Annotated in this window: 15 protein-coding genes; 11 read left to right on the forward strand and 4 right to left on the reverse strand. The window is 74.0% G+C overall.

All coding sequences use genetic code 11. The features are described from left to right. Positions 1-80 precede the first annotated feature (80 nt). Positions 81-1,130: an SGNH/GDSL hydrolase family protein gene (locus ACFYW3_RS34085; protein WP_351753906.1), complete on the reverse strand. Its 1,050-nt coding sequence runs from the start codon at positions 1,128-1,130 to the stop codon at positions 81-83. A 135-nt stretch (positions 1,131-1,265) separates the two neighbouring features. Here ACFYW3_RS34085 and ACFYW3_RS34090 point away from each other — a divergent pair, with 135 nt between their 5' ends. Beyond that, positions 1,266-2,648: a cystathionine beta-synthase gene (locus ACFYW3_RS34090; protein ID WP_351753971.1), complete on the forward strand. Its 1,383-nt coding sequence runs from the start codon at positions 1,266-1,268 to the stop codon at positions 2,646-2,648. Positions 2,649-3,068: 420 nt separating this feature from the next. Here the strand turns inward: ACFYW3_RS34090 and ACFYW3_RS34095 are convergent, their stop codons facing one another. Beyond that, a complete protein-coding gene (locus tag ACFYW3_RS34095) occupies positions 3,069-3,440 on the reverse strand; it encodes a hypothetical protein (RefSeq protein WP_389388363.1) in 372 nt (123 codons plus the stop codon). Positions 3,441-3,585: 145 nt separating this feature from the next. Here ACFYW3_RS34095 and ACFYW3_RS34100 point away from each other — a divergent pair, with 145 nt between their 5' ends. Then, complete coding sequence (locus tag ACFYW3_RS34100) at positions 3,586-4,428, forward strand: MurR/RpiR family transcriptional regulator (RefSeq protein WP_053681439.1); 843 nt, start codon at positions 3,586-3,588, stop codon at positions 4,426-4,428. A gap of 31 nt (positions 4,429-4,459) precedes the next feature. Here the strand turns inward: ACFYW3_RS34100 and ACFYW3_RS34105 are convergent, their stop codons facing one another. Further along, entirely contained in the window at positions 4,460-5,614 is a 1,155-nt protein-coding gene (locus ACFYW3_RS34105) for an FAD-dependent oxidoreductase (protein WP_389388364.1), read from the reverse strand. Positions 5,615-5,720: 106 nt separating this feature from the next. Between ACFYW3_RS34105 and ACFYW3_RS34110 the strand changes: the two genes are divergently transcribed. After that, positions 5,721-6,293: a TetR family transcriptional regulator gene (locus tag ACFYW3_RS34110; protein ID WP_389388365.1), complete on the forward strand. Its 573-nt coding sequence runs from the start codon at positions 5,721-5,723 to the stop codon at positions 6,291-6,293. Positions 6,294-6,393: 100 nt separating this feature from the next. On the opposite strand, the gene ACFYW3_RS34115 is transcribed toward ACFYW3_RS34110, so the two are convergent. After that, entirely contained in the window at positions 6,394-7,734 is a 1,341-nt protein-coding gene (locus ACFYW3_RS34115; protein ID WP_389388366.1) for a diaminopimelate decarboxylase, read from the reverse strand. 105 nt (positions 7,735-7,839) lie between these two features. On the opposite strand from ACFYW3_RS34115, the gene hutU reads away from it, so the two are divergent. The 8 genes from hutU (at position 7,840) to ACFYW3_RS34155 (ending at position 17,844) form a co-directional block, all read left to right on the forward strand. Further along, positions 7,840-9,525, forward strand: coding sequence for a urocanate hydratase (gene hutU / locus ACFYW3_RS34120; RefSeq protein WP_351384422.1), 1,686 nt, complete (start codon positions 7,840-7,842; stop codon positions 9,523-9,525). 35 nt (positions 9,526-9,560) lie between these two features. Then, positions 9,561-10,751 carry an allantoate amidohydrolase gene (locus ACFYW3_RS34125; RefSeq protein ID WP_389388387.1) on the forward strand — a complete coding sequence of 397 codons (1,191 nt, stop codon included), beginning with the start codon at positions 9,561-9,563 and terminating at the stop codon, positions 10,749-10,751. Beyond that, a complete protein-coding gene (locus ACFYW3_RS34130) occupies positions 10,748-12,091 on the forward strand; it encodes a formimidoylglutamate deiminase (RefSeq protein WP_351753894.1) in 1,344 nt (447 codons plus the stop codon). The genes ACFYW3_RS34125 and ACFYW3_RS34130 overlap by 4 nt, the downstream gene beginning before the upstream one ends. A gap of 47 nt (positions 12,092-12,138) precedes the next feature. Beyond that, positions 12,139-13,317 carry an imidazolonepropionase gene (gene hutI, locus ACFYW3_RS34135; RefSeq protein ID WP_351753891.1) on the forward strand — a complete coding sequence of 393 codons (1,179 nt, stop codon included), beginning with the start codon at positions 12,139-12,141 and terminating at the stop codon, positions 13,315-13,317. Positions 13,318-13,542: 225 nt separating this feature from the next. Beyond that, on the forward strand, positions 13,543-14,232 hold the full coding sequence (locus tag ACFYW3_RS34140; protein WP_351753888.1) for an LPXTG cell wall anchor domain-containing protein: 690 nt from the start codon (positions 13,543-13,545) through the stop codon (positions 14,230-14,232). Positions 14,233-14,249: 17 nt separating this feature from the next. Continuing rightward, positions 14,250-15,260, forward strand: coding sequence for a hypothetical protein (locus ACFYW3_RS34145; RefSeq protein ID WP_389388367.1), 1,011 nt, complete (start codon positions 14,250-14,252; stop codon positions 15,258-15,260). A 56-nt stretch (positions 15,261-15,316) separates the two neighbouring features. Further along, positions 15,317-16,444, forward strand: coding sequence for a hypothetical protein (locus ACFYW3_RS34150; protein ID WP_389388388.1), 1,128 nt, complete (start codon positions 15,317-15,319; stop codon positions 16,442-16,444). A 14-nt stretch (positions 16,445-16,458) separates the two neighbouring features. Next, entirely contained in the window at positions 16,459-17,844 is a 1,386-nt protein-coding gene (locus ACFYW3_RS34155) for a hypothetical protein (protein ID WP_389388368.1), read from the forward strand. Positions 17,845-17,878: the final 34 nt, after the last annotated feature.

Below are 17,878 nucleotides of genomic sequence, written 5' to 3' on the forward strand. Positions count from 1 at the left end.
TCCCGCGAGCCGGACCCGGACGCCGTGCGCCCGGACCCCCGGGCCTGTCCCAGGCCCGGCAAGATCCTTGAAGGGACGGCCTACGCGCCCGTCCGACTGCCGGAGAGACCCGCCGGGGTCTCTCCCTCGCCCGGCTGGCCGATGTCCGGATCGGTCGGCACCCGCCGCCGGCGCCGGTGCTTGAGCAGGGCCCACGGGCCCCGGGCCGCCGTGACCTCCGTACCGGCCTCGCCCGCCGCGGCGGACGCCGCCTTCGCCACCGGCAGCATGTCCTCGTCGCGCGAGACGTCGAGGCGGTCGGACTCCGGCCACAGGCCCAGCGCCGCGCACAGCGTCGGCAGGACGGCCATCGCGGCGGTCGCGTACCCCTCCGCCGACGGGTGGTAGGAATCCGGGCCGAACATCTCACGCGGGTTCGCCGCGAACTCGGGGCCCAGCAGATCCCCCATGGAGACCGTACGGGCGCCCAGGGCGAGGACGCCGATCGTCTGCGCGGCGGCCAACTGGCGCGAGACCCGCCGGGCCAGCATGCGCAGCGGCTGGTAGACGGGCTCGATCGTGCCCAGGTCGGGGCAGGTGCCCACGACGACCTCGGACCCCGCCAGCCGCAGCCGACGGACGGCCGCGGTGAGCAGCCGGACCGACTGGGTGGGCGGCATCCGGCGCGTCACGTCGTTCGCACCGATCATGATCACGCAGACGTCCGGGGCGGGCGCTCCCGCCTCCACGCCGTCGAGGAGGAGGCCCACCTGCCGGTCGAGGTCGTCCGACATGGCCCCCGACAGGGCCACGTTGCGCAGCTCAACCGGCCGCTCCGCCACCGCCGCCAGCCCCGACGCCAGCAGGGCGCCCGGGGTCTGGCGGGCCCGCCGCACCCCCAGCCCCGCCGCCGTGGAGTCGCCCAACATGCCCATCCGCAGCGGCCCCGGGCTCAGCTCCGGCCCGCCGAACTCGCTCCCGTACAGGCCGTCCGCACGCGGCGGATCCGGCAGCCCGGTGCCCACGGTCCGCTTCGCGAACTGCACCTCCGCCAGCACCAAACCCACCGCGGCGGCCCCGACGAGCCCGAGCCCGCCCCCGCCGTACGCCGCGCCCGCCGCGATCCGGCGGGCCGTCCTCGCCCTGGACACCCTTCAAGCCACCTCGCCTTCCGTGCCTGGCCTCGAAGACCTACCTGCCCCGTAGTGCCGGTCGGTCAATCCCTTTCCGCATACTCTGGCCGGACCTCCCGGAGAACCCGTGGAGTCCCCTCCTTGGAGAACATGGTGCAATTCCACGACTCGATGATCAGCCTCGTCGGCAACACCCCGCTGGTGAAGCTCAACCGCGTGACCGAAGGGCTTCAGGCGACCGTCCTGGCCAAGGTCGAGTACTTCAACCCCGGCGGATCGGTCAAGGACCGCATCGCTGTCCGGATGATCGAGGCCGCCGAGCAGAGCGGTGCCCTCAAGCCCGGTGGCACCATCGTGGAGCCGACCAGTGGCAACACCGGTGTAGGACTCGCCATCGTGGCCCAGCAGAAGGGCTACAAGTGCATCTTCGTCTGCCCTGACAAGGTGTCCATGGACAAGATCAACGTGATGCGCGCGTACGGCGCCGAGGTCGTGGTCTGCCCGACCGCCGTCGACCCCGAGCACCCGGACTCGTACTACAACGTGTCCGACCGCCTCGCGCGCGAGCCCGGCGCCTGGAAGCCCGACCAGTACAGCAACCCGAACAACCCCCGTTCGCACTACGAGACCACAGGCCCCGAGCTGTGGGACCAGACCGACGGGAAGATCACCCACTTCGTCGCGGGCGTCGGCACCGGCGGCACCATCTCCGGCACCGGCAACTACCTCAAGGAGGTCAGCGGCGGCCAGGTCAAGGTCATCGGCGCCGACCCCGAGGGCTCGGTCTACTCCGGCGGATCCGGCCGCCCCTACCTCGTCGAAGGCGTCGGCGAGGACTTCTGGCCGACCGCCTACGACCCGAACGTGACCGACGAGATCATCGCGGTGTCCGACAAGGACTCCTTCCAGATGACCCGCCGCCTCGCCAAGGAAGAGGGCCTCCTCGTCGGCGGCTCCTGCGGCATGGCCGTCGTCGCCGCGCTCAAGGCCGCCGAGAGCCTCGGCCCGGACGACGTCGTCGTCGTCCTGCTGCCCGACAGCGGCCGCGGCTACCTCAGCAAGATCTTCAGCGACGAGTGGATGGCCGGACACGGCTTCCTGGAGGAAGCGGGCCCCTCCGCCCGCATCGGCCAGGTCCTCAAGGACAAGGAGGGCGGCATCCCCTCCCTCGTCCACATGCACCCCGAGGAGACCGTCGGCGAGGCCATCGAGGTCCTGCGCGAGTACGGCGTCTCGCAGATGCCGATCGTCAAGCCGGGCGCCGGTCACCCCGACGTCATGGCCGCCGAGGTCATCGGCTCCGTCGTCGAGAAGGAACTCCTGGCGGCGCTGTTCGCCCAGCGGGCCTCCCTCGGTGACCCGCTGGAGAAGCACATGAGCGCGCCCCTGCCGCAGGTCGGATCCGGTGAACCCGTCTCCGAACTGATGGCCGTCCTCGGCGAGGCCGACGCGGCGATCGTGCTGGTCGAGGGCAAGCCCACCGGCGTCGTCAGCCGCCAGGACCTGCTGGCGTTCCTCGCCAAGGGCGCGAAGTAAGCCCGACGCGCAAACGGTACGGGCCCGACACGTGACGGCAGCACCGGCTTAACACGACCCCGGCACAGTGGTGGTTGTCGGCGAGAACGCGAAGCGCTCCTCGCCGGCCCACCGACTGGTGTCGGCGTGGCTCCGGAGCGGCTCCCGGACCGTGACGACGCCATGGACGCGGACGGCCCTGACCCGGCCCGTGTCCATCGCGGGGACCGCCGTCGTCCCGCCCCCGGGCAACCGGGGTGCGGCGGTCCCCGCGCTTACTCATTTTTCGGGGGGCTCGGTTCGCCTCCGGGGCGCTTGCAGCCCGACTCACAGGCTCCACGTGCTCATACCGCTCGTTCCTCGCGGTCTTCCGCGCGAGGAGCCTGTTCCCCGGGCGCGCCCCTTCGGCTCACTCGCCGGCTCCGGGGCGCCGGAGCCCGCTCACTCGCCCTTGGGGCCGCGGGTGGGGCGGAGGGACTTGGACGCGTGGACGAGGTTCACCGCCACGACGCCCGCCCACGCCACCAGCAGGCCCTTGAACCCGGTCTGGACGGCGGCGATCGCGGACAGGGGGATCGCCAGCACCAGCGTGATGATGGCGAACCCGAAGCGTTCCCCGAAGTTGGTGTCCGAGGACGCCGCGCGGTGGTCGCCGCGCGCCGCCGCCAGACGTTCCTCGGCCAGGCGTCGGCGGAGTTGGACGTCCACCTTCTCGACGAAGGAATCCACCAGCGCGGACTCGTACTCGGGCCCCAGTTCCCGCCGCGCGTCCAGCGTCGCGTCGAGTTCCTTCTTCAGCTCTTGGCGCTCCATGCGCCCAGGCTAGGCAGCGCCGGGCGCCCCGGCACTGGGGCTAGCCCCCGTCTCGCGGAGCGGCCGGCGGCTTGCCGTCCTGCATAACCGCATGCAGAGTGCTCGGTGACTGAATATTCACCGGGACGGGGACGGAGGGGACGGGATGAGCGACAGCCCGGCCGCGCGGCTGCAGAAGCTCTTCGAGGGGCACCGGCTGACGCCGACGCAGCGGCGGATCGCGCACTGCATGGTGCGCGGGGCGGCGGAGGTGCCGTTCCTGTCGAGCGTGGAGCTGGCGGAGCTGGCCGGGGTGAGCCAGCCGTCCGTGACCCGGTTCGCGGTGGCGCTCGGCTTCGACGGGTACCCGGCGCTGCGCCGACACCTGCGCGAGGTGGCGCCCGTCGGGCAGGGCGAGGGCGGGAGCGCGGACGCGTACAACGAGTACCAGCAGGCCGTCCAGGGCGAGATCGAGAACCTGCGCCGGCTGTCGGCGATGCTCGCCGATCCCGCGCCGGTCGTGGAGGCGGGGCGGCTGTTGGCGGGATCGACCCCGCTGCCGGTGCTCGGGCTGCGGGCCGCGTCCTCGCAGGCGCGCGGGTTCGCGTACTTCGCCGCCAAGGTCCACCCCGACGTACGGCTCCTCGACGAGGGCGGCTCCATGCTCGCCGACCGGATCGACGCGGCCGTGACCGCCGGGGCGTCGGCGCTGCTGTGCTTCGCGTTGCCCCGGCATCCGCGGGAGGTCGCGGAGGCGCTCGAACACGGGCGTGCCGCCGGGCTGACCGTGGTGACGGTCGCCGACTCGGCGTTCGCCCCGGTGGCCCGCCACAGCGACCTGCTGATCCCGGCGCCGGTCGGAACCGGACTGGCCTTCGACACGGCGTGCGCGCCGATGCTGCTGGGCCGGGTCCTGCTGGAGGCCATGGCGGACGCGCTGCCGGACGCCCAGGCGCGCCTGGAGGCCTTCGACGCCCGGGCCGCGGCGCGCGGGCTGTTCGTGGAGTAGGGACGCGCGAGGGCCGGTGCGGGGCCGCCGCTCAGCGGTAGTCCAGCTCGGCGAGCTCCCTGGCGAGACGGTCGCGCAGCACCGGGACGCGGCCCAGCACGGGCAGCGCGGTGTTGCGCACGGCGCGCAGGACGGGGTTGTGGGCGGTCGCGACGCGGGTCATCCGGTCGGTGAAGGCCACCACCCGCAGGGCGACGGGGCGGCGCGTCGCCTCGTACGCGTCGAGGCGGCCGTTGATCAGGGCCCGGCCGAGGGCGTGGCCGTCCTGGACGCCGGTGTTCATGCCCTGCCCGCCGGCCGGGCTGTGCACGTGGGCGGCGTCCCCGGCGAGCAGCATCCGGCCGGCGCGGTAGCGGTCGGCGACCCGGTGGTGGACGCGGAACCGGGAGGACCACAGGACCCCGGTGACGCGGGCCTGTCCGGGCGCGCGCTCGTCCAGGAGCGCCTGGACGAAGCCGAGGTCCGGTTCGGCCGGCGCCCTGTCGGCGGTGGCGACGATCCGGTAACGCCGGCCGTCCTCGCCGGGCAGCGGGGCGACCACGGTCAGCCCGGCCGCGCCGAAGGTCAGCGAGACCTCCCGTCGGCCCGGAGCCCACTCCATGGTGACGTCGGCGAGGGCGAAGGACTCCTCGTACGAGCTGCCGGTGAAGCCGATCCCGGCCGCCTCGCGGACGACGCTGTGCATGCCGTCGGCGCCCACGACGTGGTCGGCGCGCAGGGTCTCGCCGGTCGCGGTGGTCAGGGTGACGCCCCGTTCGTCCTGGGTGACCTCGGTGACCGCGTACGGGCGGTGGACCTCGCCGCCCAGCGCGCGCAGCCGGTCGAGGAGCACCGCCTCGGTCTCGTACTGGGGAACCATCAGCGCGTACGGGTGGGCCGTCCGCAGCCCGTCGAAGGGGATCGCGGTCAGGACGCGGGCGCCGTCGCGGATCCGGAACCGGGTGACGGGGACGCCCCGGCCGATCAGCTCGGCGGAGAGCGTGCCGGACGGGTCCAGCTCGTCGAGGACCTCCAGCGTGCGGGCGTGGACGACGGCCGCGCGGGAGGTGTTGGCCCCTTCTGCCTGCCGGTCGAGGAGCACGAAGTCGATGCCGGCCCGGGCGAGGGTGACGGCGAGCGCGAGACCGGTGGGGCCGGCGCCGACGATGGCGACCTCGGTGTGGGCGGGGAGTGCGGGACGGGTCACGATGGGCCTCCTCCGGGATGCCAACGAGTGTTGGCCAACGTCTGTTGACTTCAGGGTGCGCCTGCTTCGGTGGCATGTCAACGATCGTTGGCCTACATTCGTTGACATGGCAGCACACGAGGTGGGGAGCAGGGGCGCGCAGACCAGGGCGGCGATCCTGCGGGCGGCGCGCGAACGATTCGCCGCACAGGGGTACGAGCGCACGACGATCCGGGCCGTCGCCGCCGACGCCGAGATCGATCCGTCGATGGTCATGCGGTACTTCGGCAACAAGGAGAAGCTGTTCGACGCGGCCCTGGCCGTGGACCTGCGGCTGCCGGACCTGGGCGCCGTACCGGAGTCGGAACTGCCGCGGGCACTGGTGTGCCACTTCGTCGAGCGCTGGGAGGGGGACCCGTCCGACGACGCGCTCCTGGTCCTGCTGCGCTCGGCCGTCACGAACGAGCGGGCCGCGCAGCGGATGCGGGAGACGTTCGCCGGGCAGGTCGCGCCGGCGCTGGCCGCCGCACTGGGCCCGGAGCGGGCGGCGCGGGTCGCCGGACTGGTCGCCGCCCAACTGCTCGGGCTGGGGCTGGCCCGTTACCTGCTGCGGCTGCCGGGGGTGGTGTCGCTGAGCGCGGACGCGGTGGTCGCCGGACTGACCCCGGCGGTGCGCGCGACCCTCACCGAGTCGGACTGACCCGGCGGTGCGCGACCCTCACCGAGTCGGGCTGACCCCGGCGGTGCGCGCGACGCTCACCGGGTCGGCTTGACCCCCGGCCCCCGAGGCTTCAGGGGTTTCACAGGAGGGCGTCCGGGTGCGCGCCGCCCGCCTCGGCGACGATCGCGGACAGCGGCTGCGCCGGGCGGACCGGGGCGAAGCGGACCGCTCCGGCGGCGTCCACCGTGAAGCCGTGGATCGCCGGCCGGGGCAGGCTGTTGTAGCCGTGGTGGGCGGTGAAGAAGTACGCGCCGGTGTCCGGTACGGCGATCAGGTCGCCCGGGGCCAGCTCCGGCAGCTCCCGGGCCGTGGCCAGCAGGTCCCCCGCGAAGCAGGCCGGGCCCGCGACGTCCTGGGGGACGGGGGCGCCGGTCTTCGGGAGGCCCTTGGCGTCGTACGGGAGGATCCGCAGCGGCCAGGCCGCCGGGGCGTACACCGTGCGGGTGGCGACCTGGACCCCGGCGTGCGTGAGGGCGATGGGCCGGCCGCCGGTCGCCTTCGTGTACTCCACCCGCGCCAGGACCAGCCCGTGCTTGGCCGTCAGTGAGCGGCCGAACTCCGTGACCAGGCCGTAGGCGCCCGAGAACAGGCCGGGCGCGGCGGACCGCAGGGCCGCCACGTACCGCGCGTACGTCGGGGTCTCGGCGTCCGAGGAGAAGTTCACCGGCAGGCCGCCCCCGATGTCGAGGGTGTCGACCTGTCGGCGCCCGGCCGCCGCGTTGATCTCCTCGGCCAGGGCGTGCAGCTCCCGCACCCCCTCGGCGATCAACGGCAGGGGCACGCCCTGGGAGCCCGAGTGGGTGTGCAGCCGGGTGAGCCACGGCCGGTCCGCGTACGCCCGCAGCAGCCACTCGCGGGCGCCCGGGTCGCGCAGCGGGACGCCGAACTTCGAGGTGGCCGTGGCCGTGGACAGGGCGTCGATGGCGCCCGCGCCGGTCTGCGGGTTGATCCGCAGGCCGATCGGGGACCGGGTGGGGGCCGCCGCGACCAGGGCGTCGATGCGGCGCAGCTCCTGCCCGTTGTCGGCGTTGACGGCGATACCCAGGGCCAGGGCCTCGCGGAGTTCCGCCGGGGTCTTGGCGGGTGAGTCCAGCACGGTGTGCTCCGGCGCGACCCCGGCCGCCCGGGCCAGCGCCAGCTCGCCGGCGCTCGCCACCTCGCAGCCGACGCCGACCGAGGACAGCAGCCGCAGCACGGGGACCAGGGGGCAGGCCTTCACCGCGAAGGCGTGCAGGACGGGGGCGCCGGCCGGCAGGGCGTCGGCGAACGCGCGGGTCAGGGCGTCGGCCGACGCCCGGATCCCGGCGGTGTCCAGCAGGCAGACCAGCGGTTCCGTGTCGAGCAGGCCCTGCCGGACGGCGGCCCGTACGGCCCGGTCGCGGCGGGTGGCGGCGCTCTGCGCATGCGTGTCGGCGGCCATGTCCGCCATCCCATCATCCGACGGGGCCGGCCGCAGCTGTTGACTGAATCTATTCAGGGAGGAAGGATGTGAATGGATTGACCCACACCGGAGGAGGCACCCGCCATGTCAGGACCCCGCCCCGTACGGGCCGCGCGAGGCACCGAACTCAGCACCCTGGGATGGCAGCAGGAGGCCGCGCTGCGGATGCTCCAGAACAACCTCGACCCCGAGGTCGCCGAGCACCCCGACAAGCTCGTCGTCTACGGCGGCACCGGCAAGGCCGCGCGCGACTGGCGCTCGTACGACGCCATGGTCCGCACCCTGCGGACCCTGAAGCAGGACGAGACGATGCTCGTCCAGTCCGGCCGGCCCGTCGGCGTGATGCAGACCCACGAGTGGGCGCCGCGCGTCCTGCTCGCCAACTCCAACCTGGTCGGCGACTGGGCCAACTGGGAGGAGTTCCGCCGTCTGGAGCACCTCGGCCTCACCATGTACGGCCAGATGACCGCCGGTTCCTGGATCTACATCGGCACCCAGGGCATCCTCCAGGGCACCTACGAGACCTTCGCCGCCGTCGCCGCCAAGCTGCATTCAATGGGTAAAGGAGGGGTCGGCGGCACCCTCGCCGGCACCATCACCCTCACCGCAGGCCTCGGCGGCATGGGCGGCGCCCAGCCGCTGGCCGTCACCATGAACGACGGCGTCGCCATCTGCATCGACGTCGACCCGCGCGCCATCGACCGCCGCATCGAGCACCGCTACCTCGACGTCAAGGCCGACAACCTGCGCCACGCGCTCCAGCTCGCCGTCGAGGCCCGCGACGCCCGCAAGCCGCTCTCCATCGGCCTGCTCGGCAACGCGGCCGACCTGCTGCCGCAGATGCTCGCCGAAGGCGCCCCGATCGACATCGTGACGGACCAGACCTCCGCCCACGACCCGCTCGCCTACCTCCCCGTCGGCGTCGACTTCGACGACATGGCGGACTACGCGGCCAAGGACCCGGCGGGCTTCACCACCCGCGCCCGCGAGTCCATGGCCACGCACGTCGAGGCCATGGTCGGCTTCATGGACGCCGGCGCCGAGGTCTTCGATTACGGCAACTCCATCCGCGGCGAGGCCCAGCTCGCCGGCTACGACCGCGCCTTCGCCTTCCCCGGCTTCGTCCCCGCCTACATCCGCCCGCTGTTCTGCGAGGGCAAGGGCCCCTTCCGCTGGGCCGCCCTGTCCGGCGAGGCCTCGGACATCCACAAGACCGACAAGGCGATGCTCGACCTCTTCCCGGAGAACGAGTCCCTGCACCGCTGGATCAAGATGGCCGGCGAACGCGTCCACTTCCAGGGTCTGCCCGCGCGCATCTGCTGGCTCGGCTACGGCGAGCGCGACAAGGCCGGCGAGCGCTTCAACGAGATGGTCGCCGACGGCACCCTCGCCGCCCCGCTGGTCATCGGCCGTGACCACCTCGACTGCGGCTCGGTGGCCTCCCCGTACCGCGAGACCGAGGCCATGCTCGACGGCTCCGACGCCATCGCGGACTGGCCGCTGCTCAACGCCATGGTCAACGTCGCCTCCGGCGCGTCCTGGGTCTCCATCCACCACGGCGGCGGCGTCGGCATGGGCCGCTCCATCCACGCCGGCCAGGTCACCGTCGCGGACGGCACGAAGCTCGCCGGCGAGAAGATCCGCCGCGTCCTGACCAACGACCCGGGCATGGGCGTCATCCGCCACGTCGACGCGGGCTACGACATCGCCGAGTCGGTGGCCGACGACCGCGGCGTCCGCGTCCCCATGCGCGAGGGCGACGACGCGTGAGCGACCACCCCGCCGGGGCGACCTCGTTCCACTCCATGTGGGACGAGCTCGCCCCCATCGGCCGGCACGCCGACTCCGGCGGCTACCGCCGGCACGCCTGGACCGGCGCCGACGCCGACTGCCGCACCTGGTTCCAGGCCCAGGCCGAGGCCCGCGGCCTCACCTACGAGACGGACCGCAACGGCAACCAGTGGGCCTGGCTCGGCGACCCCCTCGCGGGCGACGCCGTCGTCACCGGCTCCCACCTGGACTCCGTCCCCGACGGCGGGGCCTTCGACGGCCCCCTCGGCGTGGTGTCCTCCTTCGCGGCCCTGGACGAACTCCGCGGGAGGGGAGCGGAGTTCTCCAGGCCCCTGGCCATCACCAACTTCGGTGACGAGGAAGGGGCCCGCTTCGGCCTCGCCTGCGTCGGCTCCCGCCTCGCGGCCGGGCAACTGACCAGGGAGAAGGCGTACGAGCTCCGCGACGCGGACGGGATCACCCTGCCCCGCGCCATGGAGGCCGCCGGGTACGACCCCGAGACGATCGGCGCCGACCCCGAGCGCCTCGCCCGCATCGGCGCCTTCGTCGAACTCCACGTCGAACAGGGCCGGGCCCTCGACCTGTCCGGGGACCGCGTCGGCATCGCCTCCGCGATCTGGCCGCACGGCCGCTGGCGCTTCGACTTCCACGGCGAGGCCAACCACGCGGGCACCACCCGCCTTGTCGACCGCCGCGACCCGATGCTCACGTACGCGGCGACCGTGCTGGCCGCCCGCACCGAGGCGGCCCTCGCCGGAGCCGTCGCCACCTTCGGGAAGATCGCCGTCGAGCCCAACGGGGTCAACGCGATCCCCTCGCTGGTCCGCGGCTGGCTCGACTCGCGCGCCGCCGACCAGGCCACCCTCGACACGGTCGTCACGGCCATCGAGAAGGCCGCCCGCGAACGCGCCGACCAGGACGGCATCGACCTCGGCATCGTCCGGGAGTCCTTCACCCCGGTCGTCGAGTTCGAACACGCCCTGCGCGACGAACTGAACCGGATCCTCGGCGGATCCCTGCCCGTCCTCGGCACCGGGGCGGGACACGACGCGGGAATCCTCTCCGCCGCCGTCCCGACCGCGATGCTGTTCGTACGGAACCCGACCGGCGTCTCCCACTCCCCGAAGGAGTTCGCCGCCGAGGACGACTGCGTGGCCGGAGTCCTGGCCCTCGCCGACGTACTGGAAGGACTCGCGTGCAGGTGACCGCGCACAAGACGTACTGGCTGGAACACGCCTGGCTCGGCACCCACGTCGAGCCGGGCGTCGCCCTGGACGTGTCCGCCGACGGGCGGATCGCCGCCCTGCGCACCGACACCCCGACCCCGCCCCCCGGAGCCGAGGTGCTGCGCGGCCTCACCATTCCGGGCCTGGCCAACGCGCACTCCCACGCCTTCCACCGCGCCCTGCGGGGCACGGTCCAGGTCGGCAGCGGCACCTTCTGGACCTGGCGCGACTTCATGTACAAGTTCGCCCAGAACCTCACCCCCGACAGCTACTTCGCGCTGGCCCGCGCGGTGTACGCCGAGATGGCCCTGGCCGGTGTCACCAACGTCGGCGAGTTCCACTACGTCCACCACGCGCCCGGCGGCGCCCCCTACGCCGACCCCAACGCCATGGGCGAGGCGCTGATCGAGGCCGCCGCCGCGGCCGGCATCCGCATCACCCTCCTCGACACCGCCTACCTCTCCTCGGGCTTCGGCAAGGCACCCGAACCGCACCAGCGCCGGTTCTCCGACGGCACCGCCGACGCCTGGGCCGAACGGGTCACCGCCCTCAAGCCCCGCGAGCACGCCCTGATCGGCGCCGCGATCCACTCGGTGCGCGCGGTGCCCGCCGACCAACTGGCCACCGTCGCCCACTGGGCCCAGGAACGGCGGGCACCCCTGCACGTCCACCTCTCGGAGCAGACCGCCGAGAACGACGCCTGCCAGGCCGCCCACGGCCGCACGCCCACCCAACTCCTCTCCGACCACGGCGTCCTCGGGCCCCGCACCACCGGCGTCCACAACACGCACCTCACCGACACCGACATCGCCCTGCTCGGCGGCACCTCCACCGGCACCTGCATGTGCCCCACCACCGAACGCGACCTCGCCGACGGCATCGGCCCCGCGACCCGCCTCCAGCGCGCCGGCAGCCCGCTCTCCCTCGGCAGCGACAGCCACGCCGTGATCGACCTCCTCGAAGAGGCCCGCGCGATGGAGCTGAACGAGCGGCTGCGCAGCCGCACCCGCGGCCACTGGACGGCGCACGCCCTGCTCGCCGCCGCCACCGGGGACGGGCACGCCGCCCTGGGCCTGCCCGACGCGGGCCGGCTGGAGACCGGCGCCCTCGCGGACTTCACCACGATCGCCCTGGACTCCGTGCGCACCGCCGGTCCGCTGCCCCGACTGGCCGCCGAGACCGCCGTGTTCGCCGCGTCCGCCGCCGACGTCCGCCACACCGTGGTGGGCGGCCGGCACATCGTCCGCGACGGGGCGCACACCCTGGTCGGGGACGTGGCGGCCGCCCTTTCCGAGTCGATCGCAGCCGTCCGAGGCTGACCGGCCGAAAGACCCGGGGCGGAGCCCGGGCAACCCCGAGAGGAATCATGACCACCACCGTCATCACCAACATCGGCAGCCTCGTCACCAACGACCCCGCCCTCGGCGACGGCAGCCCTCTCGGCCTGATCGAGAACGCGGCCGTCGTCATCGAGGACGAGCGCGTCGCCTGGGTCGGCCCCGCCGACCGGGCGCCCGCCGCCGACCGGGACGTCGACGCCGCGGGCCGGGCCGTCATCCCCGGCTTCGTCGACTCCCACTCCCACCTGGTGTTCGCGGGCGACCGCACCGCCGAGTTCAACGCCCGGATGTCCGGCCGCGCCTACTCCGCGGGCGGCATCCGCACCACCGTCGCCGCGACCCGCGCCGCCACGGACGCCGCACTCGAAGCCAACCTGCTGCGCCACCTCGACGAGGCCCGCCGCCAGGGCACCACCACCTTCGAGACCAAGTCCGGCTACGGCCTCACCGTCGCCGACGAGGCCCGCGCCCTGCGCATCGCCGCCGCGCACACCGAGGAGGTCACCTACCTCGGCGCGCACATCGTGTCCCCCGACTACGCCGACGACCCCGCCGGCTACGTGGACCTGGTCACCGGCGAGATGCTGACGGCCTGCGCCCCGTACGCCCGCTGGGTGGACGTGTTCTGCGAGAAGGGCGCCTTCGACGGCGACCAGGCCCGCGCGATCCTCACCGCCGGCGCGGCCGCCGGGCTGATCCCGCGCATCCACGCCAACCAGCTCTCCCACGGCCCCGGCGTCCAACTCGCCGTCGAGCTGGAGGCGGCCTCCGCCGACCACTGCACCCACCTCACGGACGCCGACGTCGACGCCCTCGCCCAGGCCGCCGGCACCACCGTCGCCACCCTGCTGCCCGGCGCCGAGTTCTCCACCCGCGCCCAGTGGCCCGACGCCCGCCGCCTCCTGGACGCGGGCGCGACCGTGGCCCTGTCCACGGACTGCAACCCCGGCTCCTCCTACACGAGTTCGATGCCGTTCTGCATCGCGCTCGCCGTCCGGGACATGCGGATGACCCCCGACGAGGCGCTCTGGTCCGCCACCGCCGGCGGTGCCCGCGCCCTGCGCCGCACCGACATCGGCACCCTCGCCGCCGGAGCCCGCGCCGACCTGGTCCTGCTGGACGCCCCCAGCCACGTCCACCTCGCCTACCGTCCCGGCGTCCCGCTGGTCTCCGAGGTCTGGCAGCGAGGGGTCCGCGCCGTCTGACCACGAGCGCGGGCGCGCACGAGCACCCACGGGCCCGGACCGGGCCGAGCCGGCCGAAACAGGTGCGTCCGACGCGCCGTCGAACCCCCGCCGACCGGCCGCCGATCCGGGCCCGTTCCGTGTCTTCCCTCCGCAAGGCCCCCGGCGTACCTTGAGCCACCAATCTGATGTTCCGTCAGTAACTTGTCGGACATTCACGGTTCACGGTTCGAGGGGAAGACGAAGGTGACCCACCGCAAACGCACCACCGCGCTCGCGCTGGCCTCCGCGCTGGCCGGATCGGCGGCCGTCCTGACGCTCGCCCCCTCGGCCCACGCCGACGTGGTCGACGTCGCCTACAACTGCGCCACACCCATCGGGGACAAGTCGGCCGTCTCGCCCATCGACATCAAGGCGGTCAAGGCGGGCGACGGGTACAAGCTGACGATGTCCTTCCAGAAGGGCGTCTCCTCCAGCCCCATCGAACTCGGCAAGGGCGCGATGAGCCCCAGCGCCGTCATCCTCGTCGGCGGCGCCGACAAGGGCTCCGTCCCGGCCTCCGGCCCACCCAACCCCGAGGCCGTGCCCGCCGACACCCCCATCAAGATCACCGACCTCTCGGGCACCTACACCCCCAAGAAGAGCGGCAAGGTCACCTTCACCGCCGGCGTGCTCACCATCAAGGCCATGGGCACCACCACCACCTGCACCCCCGGCAACAGCCCCAAGCCCTCCCTCGAACTGGACGTCACCGCCCCCGGCGGCGGCGCGGCCCCACCACCCCCCGCGTCCACGGCGGCGGGCGGCGACAGCCTCCCGCAGACCGGCCCCGCCGACTCCGCCCTCGCGCTCGGCACCCTCGGCGCCACCGTGCTGCTCTCCGGCGCCGCCGGCGTGCTCTGGCTGACCCGGCGCGGCCGGCAGGCCCGGCCCTGAACGGAGCGGCCCTGCCCATGCCCGCACCCCCCACCCCCCGGCGCCTCGATCCCGCGCTCCGGCGCCTCGGCACGGCGCTGCTCGCCGGCGCCGCGCTGCTCCTCGGCGCGCCCGCCGCCGGCGCCGACGAGCCCGGCTGGACCGCCGAGCCCGCCGCCGGACGGTCCGCCGGCTCCGTACGCCCGTACTTCTACCTCGCCGGCACCTCCGGCAGCGTGCTGGAGGACCGGCTGGCCCTGACCAACACCACCGACCGGGAACGCACCCTCACCCTGCGCGGCGCCGACGCCTACAACACCGCCGACGGGGCCCTCGCGGTACGCCCCGCCCGCCGGTCCACCGACGCCGGCTCCTGGCTGAGCTTCGGCGCGAGCGCGACCGTGAGGATCCCGGCCCGCACCCGCGCCGTGGTCCCCTTCACCGTCTCCGTGCCCCCCGCGACCCCGCCAGGCGACCACCCCGCCGCCCTCGTCGCCACCGAGGCCGACCACGAGGTCGCCGTACGGATCCACCTGCGCGTCGGCGGTCCCACCCTGGCCGCCCTCACCGTCGAGGACGTCTCCGTACGCGGCAAGGGCGCGGCGACACGCGTCGCCTACACCCTCGTCAACCGGGGCAACGTGGCCCTCGTCCCCGAACTCGCCCTCCACGCGCGCGGCCGCTTCGGCGAGGTCCCGGGACGCGCCGCCCACCCCCTGCCGGTGGAACTGCTGCCGGGTCAGCGCGTCGAACTCACCGAACCCTGGCCCGGCGCGCCGGTGTTCGACCAGGTCCGCCTCACCCTCACCGCCACCGCCCCGGGCGGCGCACGGGCCACGGCCGGCGCCTCCGGCTGGTTCGTGCCCTGGGGCCCCGCCGGCTGGACGGGCCCGGGACTGCTCGCCCTCGGCGCGACCGCCACGGCCGCGCTGCTCCTCGTACGCACGCGACGGACGCCCCGGGAGGAGCCGCCGGCGCCGGCCGGGTCCGTATCGCGCCCGAGACGACCCATGCCGACGGAACACGAGTTGACGGGAGTACCCAGGTGAGCGCCAAGGTCGGCGGGACGGGCGGGACCCCCGTGGCCACGGGGTCGGTGGTGTCGATGGTGTCGGCCCTCGTGGTCTCGGTCCTGGCCCTGACGGCCCTGGCCCTGTTCCCGGCCGCCCCGGCCTCCGGCGCGGAGGCCAGGCCCACCGTGACGCTCTCCCTCCAGGAGGTCGCCAAGGGCACCGGGATCACGGTCACCGGCGCCGGCTGGCGGGCCAGGACCATGGTGATGCTGCTGGTGTGCGGACAGAACATGATCGGCGGCACCAACAGTTGCGCGAACGCCGACGGCGTCGCGGTCGCGGTCGCCGACGACGGGCGGTTCACCGCCCGACTCCCGGTCGTGGAACCGCCCAAGCCCTGCCCGTGCGTGGTGAACGTGACCTCCGTCAACGGGGACCAGTCCACCGTCGCCATACCGCTGAAGATCACCGACCACCCGGTGGCCGAACTGCCCACCGAATCCGGGACGGCCCGCCTCGCGGTGCTGACGGGGGTCCGGCTGGAGGGCGGCGACGGGGTCCTGACCTGGTTCGGCGCCCCGCCCGCCCGGAAGTTCACCGTCACCGTCGGAAACCTCGGCTCCGCGCCCGTCACCGACCCCGTCTTCCAACTCGGGACCGCCCACGGGGTGTTCGCCCCCCAGTGGGAGGAGGCCCGGTGGAAGGGCACCGTCCCGCCCGGCGGCAAGGCGGAGATCCGCCTGGACACCACCCTGTCGGCGGGGGCCCACGGCGACTACACCGTCTCCCTCAAGTACGGGGACAAGGTCCTGGCCGCGCAGCCGTGGGGCGTGGACCGCCCGTACGGGGTCCTGCTCTTCTGGGGCCTGCTCCTGCTGGTCGTCCCGGCCGCGGTCTTCCGCGTCGGCATGGCCGTCGTCGACCGGGTCCGACCGCGCGGGGCCCCGACCGGCGGTCGCCACCGGGGTGCCAAGGCGCTGGAGGCGGCGGCTTCGGCGGCTTCGGCGGTGACGGCCCGACTGCCGCGCGTCCCGGCCCTGCGGGAATCCACGCCCGCCCCGCCCGCCGACACCCCGGCCGCCTCCCCCCAGACCACCACGGCGGTCCTGCCGTGGTTCACCCCGGACAGCGCGCCGGGATCCCAAGCACCACCAGGCCCACCTGCCCCACAGGCGTCCGCACCGTCTGAGAACCGTCCGACAACGAAGGGACATTCGTGAAGACCCAACGGAGGGTGAGCGCGGCCGCTGTCGCGCTGCTGTTCGGCGGCGCGGGCATCCTGCTTGCGGCCGCCCCCGCCCAGGCGGCCGACGCCACGTTCAAGGTGAAGTGCGTACCGCCCGCGGGCGGCGGCGCCCCGGTGGAGGGAGAGACCACCGCCAAGATCAGCGCGCCCGCGACGGCCAAGGTCGGCGACGAGGTCGACGTGTCGTGGGAGACGGTCAAGCCCGCCTCCAACAACACGGACCTGATGGTGATCCCCAAGGACTCCGTGGTGCCCACCGGCTGGTTCACGGTGAGCGGCGGTGGGGCCGAGCTGAAGGTCGTCGGGGAGAAGAAGAACCCGGAGATCCCGAAGAAGGCGCCGATGGTCATGTCGACGATGAAGGGCAAGCTCAAGCTCACCAAGGCGGGGAAGATCACCCTGACGCCCGGCCGGTACGAGGTCGCCGTCTCCTTCCCCTTCGGGACCTTCGTCACCAAGTGCGCCCCCGTGGGCACCGTGACGGGCGGCACCACCATCGACGTCTCCGCCGGCTCGACGGGCGGGACGACGACGGGAGGTACGACGACGGGAGGCGCCACCACGGGAGGCGCCACCACGGGCGGGGCGACGACCGGCGGCGCGACGACGGGCGGGGCGACGACGGGCGGGGCCACGACCGGGGGAGCCACGACCGGCGGGGCGACGACCGGCGGCGCGACGACCGGTGGGGCCACCACCGGCTCCACCACGGGCGGCGGCGGCGGTCAGACCGACTTCCCGGGCAAGGCCGTCGAGGTCGCCTTCGACTGCGGCCCGGTCGTCCCCGGCGGCATCAAGACCCCGGTCACCGTCAACGCCAAGAAGAACGGCGGCGCCTACGACCTGACGGTCAAGACCGCCAAGGGCGCGATGGCCGCGCCCATGGCCCTGCCCGCCGGCGCCCTCAAGCCCTCGATGAACGTCAAGCTCGGCGGCGCCGACACCGGCACGGTCAAGGTCTCCGGCCCGGCCAACGCCGAGCCGATCCCCGACAAGGCCCCCGTCAGCCTCAGCGACATGACCGGCACCTACAAGCCCGGCAAGACCGGGAAGGTGACGTTGACCCCCGACCAACTGACCATCGACGTCACCATGGCACCGGGCTCCACGCCCATCAACGTGCCCTGCAAGGCCACCAGCAGCGCCGTCTCGCTGGAACTGGACACCACCGCCCAGGCCGGCGGCTCCGGCTCCCCGTCCTCCACCGGCAGCACGAGCGCGGGCACGCCCTCGGGTTCGGGCGGCCTCGCCGAGACCGGCGCGCAGGACGACGGCGGCATCAAGGCCCTGGCCCTGGTCGCCGGCACGGTGATCCTGCTCGGCGGGGCGGTCTTCACCTTCACCCCGTGGCGCCGCCTGCGCGGCACCCGGTAGCGGCGGGAAAGCGAACGGCCCGGCACACCTCGCG

Origin of the sequence: Streptomyces sp. NPDC002602, assembly GCF_042889445.1 — a bacterium.
Lineage (GTDB): Bacteria > Actinomycetota > Actinomycetes > Streptomycetales > Streptomycetaceae > Streptomyces.